At 65.8% G+C, this 16192-nt stretch carries 14 protein-coding genes; 5 read left to right on the top strand and 9 right to left on the bottom strand.

Annotated elements, in window-relative coordinates; translation table 11 throughout:
• The first annotated feature begins 4 nt into the window (after positions 1-4).
• Positions 5-883 carry a class II glutamine amidotransferase gene (locus tag ITX31_RS00755; RefSeq protein WP_194781586.1) on the top strand — a complete coding sequence of 293 codons (879 nt, stop codon included), beginning with the start codon at positions 5-7 and terminating at the stop codon, positions 881-883.
• Positions 884-892: 9 nt separating this feature from the next.
• On the opposite strand, the gene ITX31_RS00750 is transcribed toward ITX31_RS00755, so the two are convergent.
• Positions 893-2011, bottom strand: coding sequence for a glycoside hydrolase family 76 protein (locus tag ITX31_RS00750; protein WP_194781585.1), 1119 nt, complete (start codon positions 2009-2011; stop codon positions 893-895).
• Between the two features lie 159 nt (positions 2012-2170).
• Here ITX31_RS00750 and ITX31_RS00745 point away from each other — a divergent pair, with 159 nt between their 5' ends.
• Together ITX31_RS00745 and ITX31_RS00740 are read left to right on the top strand one after the other, a co-directional pair.
• Positions 2171-2947, top strand: a complete 777-nt coding sequence (locus tag ITX31_RS00745) for a 3-hydroxyacyl-CoA dehydrogenase (protein ID WP_194781584.1) — start codon at positions 2171-2173, stop codon at positions 2945-2947.
• Between the two features lie 9 nt (positions 2948-2956).
• On the top strand, positions 2957-4141 hold the full coding sequence (locus tag ITX31_RS00740; RefSeq protein WP_194781583.1) for an acyl-CoA dehydrogenase family protein: 1185 nt from the start codon (positions 2957-2959) through the stop codon (positions 4139-4141).
• 16 nt (positions 4142-4157) lie between these two features.
• Here ITX31_RS00740 and ITX31_RS00735 read toward each other — a convergent pair whose 3' ends face one another.
• The 4 genes from ITX31_RS00735 to ITX31_RS00720 are packed head-to-tail and all read right to left on the bottom strand — an operon-like array spanning position 4158 to position 9470.
• A complete protein-coding gene (locus ITX31_RS00735) occupies positions 4158-5981 on the bottom strand; it encodes an IucA/IucC family protein (protein WP_194781582.1) in 1824 nt (607 codons plus the stop codon).
• Positions 5978-6532 (bottom strand): GNAT family N-acetyltransferase, encoded by a 555-nt coding sequence (locus tag ITX31_RS00730; RefSeq protein WP_194781581.1) that lies wholly within the window; start codon positions 6530-6532, stop codon positions 5978-5980. Before ITX31_RS00730 ends, ITX31_RS00735 begins: the two co-directional genes overlap by 4 nt.
• Positions 6529-7968 (bottom strand): lysine N(6)-hydroxylase/L-ornithine N(5)-oxygenase family protein, encoded by a 1440-nt coding sequence (locus tag ITX31_RS00725; protein ID WP_194781580.1) that lies wholly within the window; start codon positions 7966-7968, stop codon positions 6529-6531. Before ITX31_RS00725 ends, ITX31_RS00730 begins: the two co-directional genes overlap by 4 nt.
• The gene (locus ITX31_RS00720) at positions 7965-9470 is read right to left on the bottom strand and encodes a pyridoxal phosphate-dependent decarboxylase family protein (protein ID WP_416354767.1); all 1506 of its coding nucleotides are present in this window, start codon (positions 9468-9470) and stop codon (positions 7965-7967) included. The genes ITX31_RS00725 and ITX31_RS00720 overlap by 4 nt, the downstream gene beginning before the upstream one ends.
• A gap of 305 nt (positions 9471-9775) precedes the next feature.
• On the opposite strand from ITX31_RS00720, the gene ITX31_RS00715 reads away from it, so the two are divergent.
• Both ITX31_RS00715 and ITX31_RS00710 read left to right on the top strand, forming a co-directional pair.
• The gene (locus ITX31_RS00715) at positions 9776-10222 is read left to right on the top strand and encodes a hypothetical protein (protein WP_194781579.1); all 447 of its coding nucleotides are present in this window, start codon (positions 9776-9778) and stop codon (positions 10220-10222) included.
• Between the two features lie 81 nt (positions 10223-10303).
• Positions 10304-10609 carry a hypothetical protein gene (locus ITX31_RS00710; RefSeq protein WP_194781578.1) on the top strand — a complete coding sequence of 102 codons (306 nt, stop codon included), beginning with the start codon at positions 10304-10306 and terminating at the stop codon, positions 10607-10609.
• On the opposite strand, the gene ITX31_RS00705 is transcribed toward ITX31_RS00710, so the two are convergent.
• The 4 genes from ITX31_RS00705 to ITX31_RS00690 all read right to left on the bottom strand — a co-directional run bounded on the left by ITX31_RS00705 (position 10551) and on the right by ITX31_RS00690 (position 16162).
• Entirely contained in the window at positions 10551-12170 is a 1620-nt protein-coding gene (locus ITX31_RS00705; RefSeq protein ID WP_194781577.1) for a hypothetical protein, read from the bottom strand. The two genes, ITX31_RS00710 and ITX31_RS00705, sit on opposite strands and share 59 nt — an antisense overlap.
• A 101-nt stretch (positions 12171-12271) precedes the next feature.
• Entirely contained in the window at positions 12272-13189 is a 918-nt protein-coding gene (locus ITX31_RS00700) for an RluA family pseudouridine synthase (protein WP_194781704.1), read from the bottom strand.
• 389 nt (positions 13190-13578) lie between these two features.
• Positions 13579-14952 carry an HNH endonuclease signature motif containing protein gene (locus ITX31_RS00695; protein WP_194781576.1) on the bottom strand — a complete coding sequence of 458 codons (1374 nt, stop codon included), beginning with the start codon at positions 14950-14952 and terminating at the stop codon, positions 13579-13581.
• 403 nt (positions 14953-15355) lie between these two features.
• The gene (locus ITX31_RS00690) at positions 15356-16162 is read right to left on the bottom strand and encodes an Fpg/Nei family DNA glycosylase (RefSeq protein WP_194781575.1); all 807 of its coding nucleotides are present in this window, start codon (positions 16160-16162) and stop codon (positions 15356-15358) included.
• Positions 16163-16192: the final 30 nt, after the last annotated feature.

The raw sequence follows: 16192 nt of genomic DNA, 5'->3' as shown, positions 1-16192 counted from the left end.
GAAGATGTGCCGGCTTTTTGGAATGCACGCAGGCCCCGGTCCGGTCCGTGCCACGTTCTGGCTGCTCACGGCCCCGGACAGCCTGGCCGAGCAGAGCCACAGGATGGCGGACGGTTTCGGGATCGGCGTCTTCGATCCCGGCCGCAAACCCGTGGTGGACAAGGCGCCCATGGCGGCTTATGAGGACCGCGCCTACGCATCGGCGGCCCGGACGCTTGAAGGCACAACGTTCGTGGCCCATGTCCGGTACGCCAGTACCGGTGGAAATACCTTGGTGAACACGCATCCGTTCCTGCAGGATGACCGGATGCTGGCCCACAACGGGGTGGTGGAGGACCTGCACATCCTCGATGACCGGCTGCGGTCCCTGGAGGTTCTGGACCTTGTCCAGGGCAAGACTGACAGCGAACGGGTCTTCGCCCTCATCACGGGCATTGCCCGCCGGAACGGCGGCGACCTGGGGGAAGCCATCAGCGAGGCGCTCACCTGGGTTGCCGAGAACCTGAGGCTCTACGCCGTCAACCTCGTCATCACGACGGCTGCGGAGCTGTGGGCGGTGCGGTATCCAGACACTCACCCGCTCTACGTCCTGCAGGAAAGCGCGGAGGATCCGCACCGAGGCAAGAACTCGGCCCGGATCAGTGTGAAGAGCGACGAGATGGAGCAGAACAAGACCCCCGCGGTGCTCGTCGCGACCGAGCGGATGGACGAGAATCCGAACTGGCGGATGATGGATTCCGGCGAGATCCTCCGGGTGGACCGGCACCTGAACACGGAGCGGTCCTTTCCGCTTCCGCAGCATCCGCGGCATCTGTTGACCCTTGCGGACCTGAGTCCGCACAAGGCGGCCTCGCAGCATCCGTTCAAAACCGCCGGTACCTGAGACCGCAGTTCAGCCTTCCTGCGGATCCGCCTCCAGCCGAGCGACGCGCAGGGCGGCTTCCAGGACCATCCAGGCCTGGAGCTGGGTGGAAAGCTCGACGCCGGAGCCGGGGGGATACTGCTCGTCTGCGGTGCTGCGCGGGTCGGACGGGAACACTGCCAGGTTGTTCCGAACCGCCTTGCCTTTCCAGAGCCTGTCCGCCACCTCGGTGACCAGTAACCCCGCCGTCCGGCGCGAACCGGAGTCCAGGGTCGGGGCTGCAGCTGCCTCGGCCAGGTAGCGGCACAGAATGCCGGTGAACAGCCCCCCGTCGCCGCTGCCGTGGGTGCGCAGCAGGGGCCCGGTGCCGCCGTCGTTCGCCAGATGGCGGGACGTGGCATTGATCAGCGCGGCGGCCCGCTGCAGGTTGGCCTCGCCGCCCAGCTCCAGCAGTGCCCCCAGCGCCGGGCCCTGGTTGTAGGTGAAGTGCGCCCGTTCAAGCGCCGTTCCGCCTGCGGTCTGCCGCACGCCGTCGTAATAGAGTCCGGTGTTGGCGTCGAGCAGCTCGGCGTTCAGCCAGTCCACCAGCTTCTGTGCGCGCTCGCGTTCTCCGGTGCGCGCGAAATACAGGGCCGCGGGGGCGGTGGCGGGGGTGTTCTTGAAGTTCCGGGCACGGTTCCACCAGACTCCGCCGCCAAGGTCAGGTGTATGGCCCGAACGCAGGGCCCGTCCCAGCGACTCCCGCAGGCCCTGGTGGCGGGGCTTGCTGCCGCGCGGCGGCCCGGGCAGGGTGTCCAGGCGCAGGGCGGCCAGGGCAAGCCACGCCATGTCGTCGAAGTAGGAGTTCGTGAACCTGCCGCCGTTGCGGATCCGGATGGTCCGGACCACCTGTTCGGCCAGCACTATCGGATCTGCCCCGGCTACCGGTGCCCGGCTGCGCAGGCCGGTGTCCACGAGGACATCCACATAGTGTGCCTGCCACCAGTAATGCCACGGCCCAATGCCGCGGGGCAGCGGCTGCGGCGCCCGCACTGCGCCCAGGTGCGTGCCCGGCAAACCCAGGAACGTACCGCCGAAAGCGGTTGTCACCGAATGGGCGGCGGTGTCGGAGCGCAGTTCGGCGTGGCGGACGGTCTGTGCTGCGGGCATGCGACCCACCCTAGTCCTGTCCGCCCCGCAGCGTCACGGTGTCCGGCCCGGCCCAGGTAACCCGGCCCCAGTGGTGCGGTGTGCTGCCAGTCACAGTAGGCTCGTGGGACCGCATGCGCCCTAGGCGCACCCCAACAGTCCTGACCCAGGAGGAACCACATGCAGCTTTCCGGCGCTTCGGCCATTGTCACAGGAGCAGCTTCCGGGCTCGGACGGGCTACGGCCCGCCGGCTCATCGACGCCGGGGCGGAAGTGGTGCTGGTTGACCTGCCGTCCTCCGGCGGGCTTGCCTACGCCGCTGAACTCGGAGACGACGCCCATTTCGTGCCGGGCGACGTGACCGATCCGGAGCAGATGCAGGGGGCGGTGGAAGCGGCCATGGCCGCTGCGCCGCTGCGGGTGGCGGTGAACTGCGCCGGGATCGGCACCCCGGGCAAGGTCCTGGGGCGCAACGGTGTCCTGCCGCTCGAGGACTTCAACCGGGTCATCCAAGTCAACTTGGTGGGCACGTTCAATGTGACCCGGCTCGCCGCGGCAGCCATGGCGGAAACCGAGCCGCTGACAGACGACGGCGGAACTTCCGAGCGCGGCGTCATCATCAACACCGCCTCGGTGGCGGCCTTTGACGGGCAGATCGGGCAGCCCGCCTACTCGGCCTCGAAGGGCGCAGTGGCTGCCATGACCCTTCCGCTGGCACGCGAACTGGCTCGGCACCTGATCCGCGTGGTGACAATCGCCCCGGGCATCTTCGAAACGCCCATGGTGGCCGGGCTGCCGCAGGAGGCCCAGGACTCGCTGGCAGCGCAGATTCCACACCCGTCCCGATTGGGCCGGCCGGACGAATATGCCTCGCTGGTGGACCACATCATTGGGAATCCGATGCTCAACGGGGAAACCATCCGGCTTGACGGAGCGATTCGGATGGGACCGAAATAAGGCGTGCCCATGCTCCCCGACGCCGACTTTTTTCTTTTCGAACAACTGCTCAATCCCGAGGAACAGGCCAAACTCGCTGAACTGCGGTCCTTCCTGGCCGCCGAGGTGATTCCGTACGCCGGCGGCTGGTGGGAGGAGGCCCGGTTCCCGGTGGAACTGCTGCCCGGGCTGGCGTCGCTTGGCCTGTCCACCCCCGTGCAGCGCGGTTACAGCCCGCTTTTCGCCGGCCTTGTCATTGCCGAGATGACCCGGGCGGATACCTCCATAGCCACTTTCTTCATGGTGCACCACGACCTGTTCGTGGAAGGGTTGCACGCTTTCGGGTCGGAAGATCAGAAGGACAGGCTCCTGGCCGATGCGCAGTCGCTGAAGATCACCGGCGCGTTCGCCCTTACCGAGCCGGACCACGGCTCCGACGTCGCCGGCGGAATGGCCGCCACGGCAGTGCGCGAGGGCAACGAATGGATCCTGAACGGAACCAAACGGTGGATCGGCAACGGCACGTTCTGCGACTGGATGCTGTTCTGGGCGCGTGAACCGGAAACGGGCAAGGTCAGGGGCTTCCTGCTGGACGCTTCGCTGCCCGGGATCAGGCGCACCCGGATCGAGAACAAAACCGCGCTGCGCACCGTGCAGAACGCGGACATTGAACTGACGGATGTCCGCGTTCCGGAGGCGGACCGGCTCGCCGGGATCGAAAGCTTCGATGACACGAAACACCTGCTGCGCGGCTCGCGGATCATGGTCGGCTGGCAGGCCGTGGGGCAGCAGCTGGCCGCGTTCGACGTCGCCCGCGCCTACGCCGTTGAGCGCAGGCAGTTCGGGCGTCCGCTGGCGTCCTTCCAGCTGGTGCAGCAGCAGCTGGTGCGGATGCAGGGCAACACGGTGGCTTCCACCGGCATGCTGGCACGGGTCAGCGACCTGGAACAGGGCGGGTACGGCGCGGTGTCGGATGACGGAACAGCCCGCGGGGACATGGCCCGGGCGGCGCTGGCGAAGTCCTACGCCAGTGCCCTGATGCGGGAAACGGTCTCGCTGGGACGCAGCCTGCTGGGCGGCAACGGCATTGTCTCCGACTACCGGATGGCCAGGATCTTTGCTGACGCCGAAGCGATCTACACGTACGAGGGGACGTATGAGATCAACTCGCTGATCGCGGGGCGGGAAATCACCGGGGTATCGGCGCTGCGCTGAACGGCGGGCTCCGGTTCTACCCCCTGCCGGCCAAGGGATTGGCCAGCCTGCCGGAGAACTGCAGCCCGCCTGACGGATCCGCAATATCCAGCATCTGCTGGTTGTTGCGCAGCTGCAGGCGGTTGAGGCAGGAACGGGCAAAGTCCGCGGCGAAGAGATCATGGGCAGCGAAGTCTTCGGCCAATTCGGGGTGCTCAGCCTGGTAGGCGCAAACCACACCGGCGACCGTGTCCCAGAATTCGCCTTCCGTGAGCTGTCCGTCCTCGTGCAGGACGGCAGCGAGGAAGCGGAAGAAGCAGTCGACCACGTCGGTGAAGACTGAGAGCACCTGCTCCTCCTCCGGCACATCCACGCGGATACGTGCGGCGTCCCGGGGGAGGTCCACCTTGTCCGCCATCACGATGATCTCCTCGCCGATGTCCTTCATCAGCGCGCGGACCGGCACCCCGTCGCTGAGAACCAAAATCAGGTTCTCCCCGTGCGGCATGAAGGCCAGCCGGTACGCATAGAAGCAATGCAGGACCGGAACCAGATAGGCGTGGAGATACTCCCGGAGCCATCGGCGCGGCGAGAGGCCGGAGCGCCGGATGAGTGCCGAAACGAACGGGCTGCCGGTCTGGTCCCTGTGCAGCAGTGAAGCCATCGTGGCGAGTTGTTCCCCGTGCTCCAGCCGATTCATCGGGCTTTCCCGCCACAGTGCTGCCAGCATTTTCCGGTATGCAGAACCCTTGGGGGCCGCGGCGTCGTAGTACGGGTTGGTGTACCCCAGAGCCGCTGTTTCGCGCAGGATCTGGAATCCGGCGGCCGCCAGTACCGAATCGGCCCGGACCAGCCCGTCCAGCCACTCGTTGATCGCGGGAGTGGCCACCATGTATTCGGCGGACAGGCCGCGCATAAAGCCCATGTTCACCACCGAAAGCGCCGTCTTGACGTAGCAGCGGCCGGGGGTGCTGCGGTTGAAGAACGTCCGGATGGACTGCTGCGCCTGGTACACGTCTTCGGACGGTCCCAGATGGACGATGTGCTGCTGGGCGACCTCCGCAGCGAAGGTGACGCTGAGCTTGTTCTCCCACTGCCAGGGATGGACCGGCATGAGCAGGTAATCTCCGGGGCCGAGGTCCCGGGACTCGAGTTCGGCGTTGAATCCCGACTGCACGCCCGGATCGAGTTCAGCGGCCAGGAACGCCGAGTAGTCCAGGCCGGAAACCGCAGTGAACCGGGCGCGGTCCTTTCGGACGGCAATCCAGTGCAGCCGGACGCCGGAACCGGTTTCGGGTGCGTAGGAAAGGTAGTCCTGCAGTCCGAATCCCAGCCGCCCGTTGTTTGCCACGAAACACGGGTGTCCTTCGGTCATGGATGCTTCGATGGCCTGGAAGTCCGCGGCCGGATCAGCGCCCCCGGTTATGCCTGCCGCCAGTGTGTCCGAGCTGTGGAAGGAGCCGCTGTGCTTGTAGGCGTGGGACGCCAGGGTGCTGGAAATTTCCTCCAGATAGACCGGCAGCATCGTCTCGCTGATCCCCAGCGTGCGCGCGAATTCGGTGATAAAGACCAGGGCGTCCAGAGGCGTCCCGCTGCCGTTGACGGATCGGAGGATGCTCTCCGGCCGAATGCTCCAGTGCTCCAGCTCCAGGAGTTCAGCATCGAAGGTGTAGGTGGCGGTGCCGTCGTCGGATGTGAGGCGAAAACTGCCCGGATCCGCGGGCCGGGGCTGCAGAATCCGCTCATGCGAGAACTCGGCGAGTGCCTTGCAGACGACGTGCCGGTTGGCTGCCGCCCAGCGTTCGGGCGTGAGGTGCGCGGCGTTCCGGTTCAACGCAGCGGGTTCGACGGCGGTGCTCATGGTGTTGCTCCTTGGAAAGTCGTGGGGATACTGCCGTCCGCGGCGTTGAACTGCTGCCGGGTGCAGGAAGAAAGCAGGGCGGTTTTGTCCGGCAGCTCGATGCTGCCGTGGGGCTGGAACCCCATGCGTTCGTTAAGGACCTGGATCTTGGTGTTGCGCACATCCGGTTCCACCACCACCCGCTGCGTCTGCGGGTTGGAGAAGATGAACATCATCACCGCCCGGAAAGCTGCCAGGGTGAAGCCATGCTGCGGGATGTCCGGCGGACCCATCAGCAGGTGCATGCCGCGGTCGCCGGGCTGGACCGGGTACAGGCCGGCCAGCGGGGAGTGCTCCGGCGCATAGCTCTCCATGAGGAACGCCGGGGTGTTCCCCAGCAGGCCGAGCCACGCCTCGTGGTGCGGGTTGGCATCGATTCCCGAGTACTCGCTGCGGACCTCGTCCACCGTTGCGGTGCCCATGCCCCAGAAGCGTGCGTAGTCCTGGCTCATCCAGCTGTGCAGGAGGGGTACGTCGGCTGCGGGGTCGACCGGTCGGAAATCGAACTTCATGCCACCGCTCCTTCTGCCTTCGCCGTTGATCCCGTGCGTGCGGTGGCGGGCGGGTGTGACGGCTGGCCCAGGCCGGTGAGCCCAAACTCCTGGAACGTGATGCTGGCTTCCACCGGGTAGTACTCCCAGCCGAGGATCTCGCGCAGGATCGTCGAGTTCCGGTAGGCGGCCATCCCCAGGTCCGGGGAGGTGAACCCGTGGGTGTGCAGCTCGGCGTTTTGCACGAAGATCTCCCCGGGTGCCACGCCGATTCCATAATTCCGGTCCACATCGAACCGGCCCCGGCTGTCCCGGCGGATGCGGCTGCCGATCCCCTGCAGGAAGCCGGGTTCGCGGTAAGAGTACCCGGTGGCCAGCACCACGGCGCCCGTCGTCAGCTCGCCGCTGGTGCCCTGTTCCGAGTGGTGCAGTTCCAGCCGGTGCGCTCCGGCGTCCGGGTCGTAGCTGCTGCCGGTGACTTCGACGCCGGTGAACAGACGGACCGGCAGCGGCCCGGACAGGCTGCGGGCGTAGAGAGCGTCATAGATCTCATTGATGAGCGCGGCGTCGATGCCCTTGTACAGGTTTTTCTGCGACCCGATCAGCCGGTCCCGGGTAGCGCCGGGCAGCGCATGGAAATAATCCACATAGTCAGGGGACGTCATTTCAAGGGTGAGCTTCGTGTATTCAAGCGGGAAGAACCTGCCCGAACGCGTTACCCAGTTCAGCTCGTAGCTGTCCGGCCCGCAGTCCTGGAGCAGGTCCAGGAAGACTTCAGCGGCGCTTTGCCCGCTTCCCACCACGGTGATGCTTCGGTGCTCCTGGATCGAGTCCTTGGACTGCAGATAGTCGCTGTTGTGGACGGCGGCCCCCTCGCCGGAGAGGATTCCGGCGCACGACGGCGGGATCTCCGGCCGGGTGCCGGTGCCCAGGACCAGCCGGCGGGCCGCGTGGACCCGGGTGCCGCCGTCGTGCCTTGTGCGCACCAGGTACCTGCCGCCGTCGTGCGCGGTCTGTTCGTAGCGAATGTCCGTGACCTCATGGCCGAACCGGACGCTGGGCAGCTGCTCCGCCACCCACTGGCAGTAGGCGTTGAATTCCGCCCGCAGCGGGTAGAAATCCTCACGGATGTAAAAGCGGTAGAGCCTGCCCGTGGCCTTGAGGAAATTCAGGAACGAGTACCGGGAGGTGGGGTCCGCCAGGGACACGAGGTCCGCCATGAAGGGGACCTGCAGGTGCGCGGTGTCCAGCATCATCCCCGGGTGCCAGTCGAATCCGGGGCGCGAGTCGAAGAACACGGCGTCCAGCTCGGGAATGGGTTCGGCAAGTGCCGCCAAGCCGAGGTTGAAGGGTCCGACGCCGATGCCAATGATGTCATGGACGGTTCGTCCCGCCTCTGGTTCGGCAGCGTCTGCAGCGGTTACGGGCTTGGACTGGTGCTCGGGCCGGCGGCTCATGCTGCTGCTCCTGCCGTGGTTTCGGTTTCCATGCCTGCGGTTTCCTGTCCTGCCTGCCCGGAAAGCCAGCGAGCGGCGTGGGAGCGGATCAGTTCCAGGATGCGTTCAATGTCCGCCAGCGTTGCGGTGGGGTTCAGGAGGGTGAACTTCAGGTAGGTCCGCCCGTCTACGGTGGTGGCCGCGATGACGGCGTCTCCCGAGGCGGAGAGTGCTGAGCGGATCCAGCGGTTCAGTGTGTCGCTGGTGTCCTCGTCCAGGCTGCATGGGCGGAAACGGAACACCACGGTGCTCAGCTGTACTCGGGCAGCTACCTCAAAGTCCGGATCGGCCGCGAGCAGGCGCCCGGTTTCCCGGGCCAGGTCAATGGCGGAGTCGAGCATGGCGCCAATGCCGTCGGCCCCCGTGACCCGCAGGGTGAGCCAGAGCTTCAGCGCGTCAAAGCGGCGAGTGGTCTGGATACTGTGGTCCACCTGGTTTGGAATTTCCGGGTCCGCGGCGTCCGCCGGGTTGAGGTAGTCCGCGTAGTGCAGGATGTGGTGCAGCTCGGCAGCGTCGCGCACCAGGACGGCGCTTGAGGACACCGGCTGGAAGAACGTCTTGTGATAGTCCACCGTGACGGAATCCGCCGCACCGATTCCGGACAGCCGGCTGCGGTACTTCAGGGACGTCAGCAGTCCTCCGCCGTACGCTGCGTCGACGTGCAGCCAGGAGCCGAACTCCGAACTGAGCGCCGCGCACTCGAGCAGCGGGTCAATGCTGCCGAAGTCCGTGGTGCCGGCGGTGGCCACGATGGCCATGGGAACTTCGCCGCGGCTGCGGGACTCAGCCAGGGCGTTCCGCAGGGCTTCGGGCTTGAGCCGGCGGTCGGCGTCGCTCGCCACCAGATGGACGGCGTCCTCACCCAGGCCCAGCAGTGCCGCGGATTTCCGGATGCTGAAATGGCTGACTTCGGAGGCGAAAATGCGCAGCCGCCCCAGAAGCCGTTCGCTGCGGCCCTGCGCTGCCGCGTCCCGGCGCAGTGCAGCCACCGCACGGTTGCGGGCAATAAGCAGTGCCTGGAGGTTTGAGGTGGTGCCTCCGCTGGTGAAGACACCGCTGGCTGCGGAGCCCAGTCCCAGGCGGTCAGCTGTCCAGCGCAGCAGGCGCCGCTCGATCAGCGTGGCCCCGGCGCTCTGGTCCCAGGTGTCCAGGGAGGAGTTCACGGCGCTAAGGATGGTTTCTCCGACCAGGGCGGGGATCGCCACCGGGCAGTTCAGGTGGGCGGCGTAGGCGGGATGGTGGAAGTAGACCGCGTCCCGCAGGTAGAGAGGATGCAGTTCCTCCAGGGCCGCGCCGGTGGTGCCCAGCGGCCGGTCCAGGTCAACTGCGTCGATCGCGGGTGCCAGGTCCCGGGGGTGCATGCCCGTGAACGGCCTGCTGGCGGAGCCGATGGAACGGCTCACGGCGGACATGCCCAGCAGGTTCTCAGACAGGTACTGTCCGGTGGATGCGCCGGTCAGCAGTGTGGCAGCCGGATGTTCGCCTGCCTGCGGGTTGTCTGCGGAGTAATGCTCCGGCTTCTGCAAAGTGCTCACTGCGTTCTCCTGGAAGGTTTCGAGACGGTAACGCAGGTTAGCCTGTCCTTACTTCGAGCATTACGTCAAACTTTTATGTCTTAATTCGCCGCGATGGGGATAAAGTCTGGCCATGGGTGCAAAATGACGCGCGATGGACGCGGATGTATGGTCGGGCGCCCGCTTGTGCAATCGGATGTCAGTAGGCTTAGTATCGATGGAAACGACCGTTGAAATCGGAAAGTGAGCTGCAGATGACTGAACAGAACCCGGACCACAGCGACAACCCTGCACTGGCCGATGACCTGTCCGAGGTGGTTACACCTGACGAACTGAGCGTCGTCTCGGGCGAGGAACTCCTGGATGAGGACGAGCTCACGGACGCGGAAGACCTGTCCTACCCGGGTGCGGCCGAGGATAACCCGGAGAACTGGCAGGAAGATCCGCTGATCAACGAAGAACCCCTTGCCGGTGAACCCGGGATTGAATCAGACCAGACGCTTCGTGATGAAACCGCCGAAGAGCGTTACGAAGAAGGCGATTCGCAGATTCCGCCTGAAGAACCGACTATCGGCGAAGCGGCTCGGGACGTCGATTTCGGGGACTCGTCAGTGGACCCGCTCGAGGACGGCAGTGATGACCCCGCCCATGCAGGCGGCGACCCGCTTTCGGCTTTCAGCCCGGACGACGAGCCCCTCTAGGCTCCACTCCTACCTGGCGCCGGATCGACCCCGGCCCCGGATCGACAGGAGGCGTCCTTCCACTGGCATTACGGTGGAAGGATGCCTTCTTTTCGCGTCCAGCTCAACATCCTTGGCCTGCGTCCCGGGAACCCGCCCGAAGCGGTGATGGATGCGGCCGTCGAAGCGCTGGAGGCCAGCCACCATGTTGAGGCCAACCAGCTGGACATCATCTCCGGCGTTCCACGCATCACGCTGCGGTTCATGGTTCCCGCCAATGAGTACGGGATTGAGAATTCACAGGCAAGGCGTGCAGCGATGAACATGCGGCACGCGGTGGAGCAGGTAGCTAGGTGCGAACAGCTTCGGGTGCTTCGTCGGCAGCGGGGACGCTGGCTTCCGCTTTGAGCCACTCCCGCTGTCTCCTGCGCTGGGCATGATCCACCTGGTGGCGCCTGGAACCCGCCGACACCAGGACGAGGAAGGCGCCGACAAAAGCCCCCGCGGCGACGGGCATGGAGGTCTGTTCCGACAGCAGCCGGGAAAAACCGATCCCAGTGAGGCCGACGACGACAGTCAGCGCCGCGGCGAGGTGGCCCCTGTCCGTCATAGACACCGTGGTGATTCCGATAGTTGTTGCCACGAGCGCGATCAGCGCCCATGCCTCCGGACCCCAGCCGGCGACGTCAGTCCCGAGCGCTGTCAGCCAGCCGCCCAGCCCGGTGAGCAGCCCAACGGTGGACACTCCCAGCAGGACTTTTGCGGGCAGGTCTATCGTGGCCTTTTCCGTGCGGGATTCACCCGGCCAGATATTGCACACATGGATGGCTGCCAGGCCGATTCCCGTTCCAAGGGCCGCAGCCCCGAACGCCGCTGCCGGGTTGCCGGTTTGGACGGCCCAGAGCCAGATTGCCGCCGCAACGGCGGATCCGGCACTGATCGGACCACTCCACGCCTGCCGCGGGTTGGACCGTTGGGAGGGCATCCATTGCAGGGCAGCATATGCTGCGGCACCCGCAAGCACTGGAATCCATGCCAGCCAGATCCAGGGGTACGCCCCGAGCAGTGACGCCGCGGGGTCCAGGACAGTTCCCGCTGAGTGGTTGATGTCCGGCCAGCCCGTGGCGGTGCGCGTCAGGGCATAGGAGGCGCCGAGCGCCGCAGCCGTGCAGACGGTGACTGCCGTGCGGCGGACCGTGTCTGCCTGCGAGGGGCCGTGGTCCTCGGAGCGCTCGTTTTGGAACTGGCCGTTGTCGAAGTCTTCTTCCTTGATGTTGTCGCGTTGCTTGAAGTTGTCGCGCGGGTTTCGGTCCGGGGGATCATCCGCCCCAGAGCTTGCTTCGTGCTGCCCGCTGCCGGGCTGCTTGGAGTCGGCCTGCCCGCTGCCGTGCTGCTTGGAGTCGGCCTGCCCGCTGCCGGGCTGTTTGGCGTCGGCCTGCCCGCTGCCGGGCTGCCCGCCGCCGGCCTGCCCGCAGTCGGCCTGCCCGGCCTCGATCGGTTCGGTTTCCAGAGCCGCCCTTCCGGCAACCAAGCGCTGGAAGGCCTGTGCCGGGCTCAAGGAATTCCGGAGATGGTAAGCCCGTCCCGGCGGGCCGCCGGTAGGTTCGCCGAGAAGGATGCTTCCGAAAGAATCCTGCTGAACATCTGCCACAGGCCGTTCCCCGGGCTCAGCGATGCCCTGGCCCAGACCTCGTCGGTTCTCTTCCATGCGGGTGTGCACCGTAGGAGGAGTCCCGGGAGGTGGTGCAGGGGCCAGCGGGGGAACGAAAGCTGCCGAGTCCCAGTCTGCCGGACCGCCGTCGTTCCTGTCCGGCATACCGTTTGCGTTACCGGCGTTGGTGCCGCTGCGGTTTGCGTTGCCCCCGTCATTGTCTCCGCCAATGGTGCTGCCGCGGCCGGTGCCGTCCTTGGCTGCAGCCGTTTGCATGCCTTCTTCCGGCGATGCGGGGCGGTCAGGATGGGGGTGCATGCCTGTTCCTTTGGCTCAGTGGTTCTTTGGACACCTAACCCGGGTGGGGATCCACCAAAGCGTAGCGGCAGGAGTGCGCCTGAGGAAGGGGAATTTGCAGGTCAGCGCCCAGTTGCCGGAGCCGGTAAACCATCCAGCGCCAGCTCACTGCGGTACTGGACGGGCTGCCTGGTCAATGGGTCCGTGAATTTGATCGAACGCGCCAGCAGCTGCAGGGGCTTGCTGAAGTCATCCGGGGCCTGTTCCAACAGCACCGGATAGAAGGGGTCGTTCAGGATGCCGATTCCCAGCGAGGCCATATGGACGCGAAGCTGATGCGTCTTTCCGGTATTGGGGAGCAGCCGGTAGCGGCCGAGTCCGCCGGACTCTTCCAGCAGTTCCACCCGCGTTTCCGCGTTGGGTTCTCCCGGGATCTCCTGCGCGAGCAAATAGGTCCGGGACTTAACCATCCGGCTGCGGATGACGGCAGGGAGCTCGAGATCCGAACGGAACGGAGCCACGGCCTCATACTCTTTTTCAATGCGCCGCTTCTCGAAGAGGACCTGGTATTTTCCGCGGGTATCCGGGTTGGTTGAGAAGAGAAGGACGCCGGCGGTCATCCTGTCCAGCCGGTGCATGGGAATGAGGTCCGGGATCCCCAGGGCGACCCGTAGCCGTACCAGGGCGGACTCAGCAACATACATTCCGCCCGGCGTCGTGGGCAGGAAATGCGGCTTGTCGACAACGAGCAGGTTGTCATCCTGGTGGAGGATCGTGATCTCCACCGGGAGACGCTCTTCCGGGGGCAGTTCCCGGTAGTACCAGATGAACGTGTGCTCCGTGAGATGCGTAGCCCGGTCCAGCGCCACCCCGCCAATTCCTACGACTTCGCCGCGGTCAAACCGGTCGGCTATGCCTTGCGGGTTCACATGTCCGAACCGTTCAAGGACGTACTCGAAGGCAGTAGCCCAAGGGCCCTCGGCGGGCAGCCGCAGCCGGGTAGCGTTCACGCCGTTGCGGACCGGCAAAGGGGATTGCATCACCCTTCAAGGGTAGCGGCGGGGCGGAGGCTGGTTTTCCCGGGCAGCTGCGGAAGCCCGGGCAGCTGCGGAAGCCCGGTGCAATTGCGGAAGCCCGGGCAGCTGCGGAAGCCCGGTGCAATTGCGGAAGCCCGGGCAGCTGCGGAAGCCCGGGCAGCTGCGGAAGCCCGGTGCAATTGCGGAAGCCCGGGCAGCTGCGGACGCCCGGGCAGCTGCGGAAGCCCGGTGCAACTACGGAAGCCCAGGCCAACTGCGGAAGCCCAGGGCAACTGCGGAAGATGGATGTTCTGGGGCCCATGGATGACGGGGACAAGGCTCGTGGCAGGACTCCTCTGCGGTCGGCGGGTTTGATGAACTGGGTTGGCGGACGGCGCGCTAGCCCCCACGGTTCAGAAGGGCGGTGGGCGCTCATCCTCTGAAGGAGAAGGAGGCCGGGGAATCTTCAGGCGGTGCCGGGGGATAGCGGATTCCGAGGCTGGTGCCACCGTCTTCCGTGCCTGCCCGAAGTCCAGTTGGGCGGCGGTACTGTACGCATGTCCCAGCGGAGAAATCCACTCGAGTTTTCCGGGTTGGTGCTGGCGGGCTTCCCACAGGCCGAGAGTCTTGAGCCGGTGGTGTTTGGGACAGAGGTTGCTCAGGTTGCCGTGTTCCGTTGCTCCGCCTCGGACCCAGGGGACTGTGTGATCGATTTCTGTCCGGAAGGTGCTGACGCGGCACCCTGGAAATCGGCACGTTCCGTCCCGCGCCTGCAACCACCGCCGCAGACCGGCCGGAACCTTTCTTCGACGGCCGACGGCGAGGATCTCACCGGATGAGTTGTCCCGCAGGATCCCAGTCCAATGCACCGCCTGGCGGGCCAGCCTGCGTGCAGCTTCCGCAGCGATCGGTCCGTAGCCATTCAATTCCGCCGGTTTGTCGTCCGCACCTAGCAGGGTCTCTGCATCGATGAGAACCATGATCTCGGCACGGATTCCGCGGGGGTCTTCAGCCCGCGGCGGGGAGGGAACCGTTGCAGCAGCCGATTCACTGGACCACGGAGTGAAACTGCTTGCGGGAGATGAGCCGGCAAACTGTGGAACCCTCAGGAGAAGGGCCGTGAGCGTATCGGTTCGAAGCTGGTCAAGTGTCCGCTGATCTCCGGCGGATCGGGCAGTCCGGGCGGAAGCAGTCAGCGAGTTGAAGATCGCCTGGCCTTTCTCGGCGGCGACCAGAGCGCAGAGTTCCATCATGCCGTCAGGTTTGGGGTCGAGGCTCACGCGTCTCAGTTCGAGTGCCTGGCGGTGCCGGACGGCTATGGTTTCGGGCCAGCGGGATTCGCGAAGCCGTCGGGCTTTCGCCGTGAACTGCGCACAGGTCCGGCCCTCAGCCAGCCGGAGGAGTTCGTCCTCGAATATGGGCGCTTCATGTGCTGGCACCGCCTGAACTTCATCCATGATTCGTTGCGCATGGCGGTAACTGATGGCCCCACGGGACAGCTGGGCGTGGGTGGAACGGTTCAGAGTGCAGAGCGTGTCCGACTCGCTAACGAGTGCCAGGGCGCTCATATGCGGCAAGTTCAGGGCCGAACCGACTTCGGCGGCAGCGGCGGAAAGTGCCACAGAACCGTCGACCGTGCCGAGCTTCTCCTCCATGTCGCGCCGTAGTTCTGTTTCTATCCGATGGACGATCAGGGCCTGCTGTGCCTGAGCCCAGGACACAAGGTCCGCCAGTTGCTTTAGGACAGGAACCGCATCTGCCGCGGCAATTGATTCTGGCTGGGCCAACTTAAGGCTTCCTGTGAATCCAGGCCCCGGAGTGCTTTCTGCGGACGCTTGCACAGTGGGCTGATCCCTGCCTGAGCCAGGCGCGTAGTGAGCCGTTTCGGTGACGGTGAAGGTATCCAGAAACGCGACAGGGCCAGCGGCAGGCCGGACGTCGGGTCCGCTTTCCTGTTCCGTGCTGCTATCCGACCTCATTGGACTAGCATCCCGGTCGACAGAACGAAACCTCGGCGAGAGCCGTCGCATTGTGGAGGAACGTCTCGGGCTAGTGCGCGTAGCGAATCATGGGGAGGAGCAGTGCAGAGCGGGGTGGCGGACGGGGAGCGTCAGAGGGAGGTAAGACGGTTCGGCCCCCGGAGGGCCGCCGCACCGGCAGAGCGGGAAGCGCGTGGGGAGGCAGGGCAGATCAGCCCACGGCTGGCTGGCAGCGCGGACAGTAGTAAAGGTCCCGCAGCTCCAGCTCGGTATCCCCGACCAGCTCGTGAACCACTTTGGTTCCGCAGCGCAGACAACCGCGCTTCTCCCGGTTATAGACCCAGAGCGGGTCCCGTCCGGCCATGCCCGTCGTGATGCGACGGGAGCGGGCCTTATTCGCTTCCAGCAGCCTCTTCGACAGGTCTACGATCCTCTCCAGATCGGGAACGTCCTGCACGGGAGTGAGCGGATGGACACCGGCGAGGAAGCACAGTTCACAACGGTAGACGTTGCCGATGCCGGCCAGGTTGCGCTGGTCGAGCAGCGCCAGCCCAACCGGACGCTCCGGCACCGAAGCCAGCCTGCGCAGCGCCTCCGCGGCATCCCAATCCGGACCCAGAAGGTCAGGGCCGAGGTAGCCAACCGCTTCATCCTCGCCGCTGCGGGGGAAAACACGCAGGATGCCCAACTCAAAGCCCACGGCCTGTTTCTGTGCAGTCTCCAGCACCACCCGCGCTTTGAAAGCCGGACGCCGCCAGCGCTCGCCGCGGCCATAGACATGCCACAGGCCTTCCATTTTGAGGTGGGAATGAATGCTCCAGCCTTCGGACTCATCCGGGCCGGGAGCAACACGGATCAGGAGGTGCTTTCCGCGCGAAACCACCTCATCAACCGTCCGTCCACTGAGATCGGTTGTGGCAAAGCGGGGCACACGGAAATCAGTCCGGGTCAGTTCGGCACCGGCCAGCGCGGCATGGAGTCCGCGGGCAGCACGCCAGACGGTGTCTCCCTCAGGCACTGGGCACCTCCCGGATCGGCCGGGCGGGGA

Source organism: Arthrobacter gandavensis (assembly GCF_015355785.1).
Lineage (GTDB): Bacteria > Actinomycetota > Actinomycetes > Actinomycetales > Micrococcaceae > Arthrobacter_B > Arthrobacter_B gandavensis_A.
Note: the sequence above shows the minus strand (reverse complement) of the source record. Positions and strands in the feature narration are given on the sequence as shown.

Coding starts and splice junctions, on each gene's coding strand:
- ITX31_RS00745 (WP_194781584.1), top strand. CDS start 2,171: ATGCAGCTTTCCGGCGCTTCGGCCATTGTCACAGGAGCAGCTTCCGGG.
- ITX31_RS00735 (WP_194781582.1), bottom strand. CDS start 5,981: ATGAGCACCGCCGTCGAACCCGCTGCGTTGAACCGGAACGCCGCGCAC.
- ITX31_RS00710 (WP_194781578.1), top strand. CDS start 10,304: ATGCCTTCTTTTCGCGTCCAGCTCAACATCCTTGGCCTGCGTCCCGGG.
- ITX31_RS00740 (WP_194781583.1), top strand. CDS start 2,957: ATGCTCCCCGACGCCGACTTTTTTCTTTTCGAACAACTGCTCAATCCC.
- ITX31_RS00700 (WP_194781704.1), bottom strand. CDS start 13,189: ATGCAATCCCCTTTGCCGGTCCGCAACGGCGTGAACGCTACCCGGCTG.
- ITX31_RS00725 (WP_194781580.1), bottom strand. CDS start 7,968: ATGAGCCGCCGGCCCGAGCACCAGTCCAAGCCCGTAACCGCTGCAGAC.
- ITX31_RS00755 (WP_194781586.1), top strand. CDS start 5: ATGTGCCGGCTTTTTGGAATGCACGCAGGCCCCGGTCCGGTCCGTGCC.
- ITX31_RS00705 (WP_194781577.1), bottom strand. CDS start 12,170: ATGCACCCCCATCCTGACCGCCCCGCATCGCCGGAAGAAGGCATGCAA.
- ITX31_RS00715 (WP_194781579.1), top strand. CDS start 9,776: ATGACTGAACAGAACCCGGACCACAGCGACAACCCTGCACTGGCCGAT.
- ITX31_RS00750 (WP_194781585.1), bottom strand. CDS start 2,011: ATGCCCGCAGCACAGACCGTCCGCCACGCCGAACTGCGCTCCGACACC.
- ITX31_RS00730 (WP_194781581.1), bottom strand. CDS start 6,532: ATGAAGTTCGATTTCCGACCGGTCGACCCCGCAGCCGACGTACCCCTC.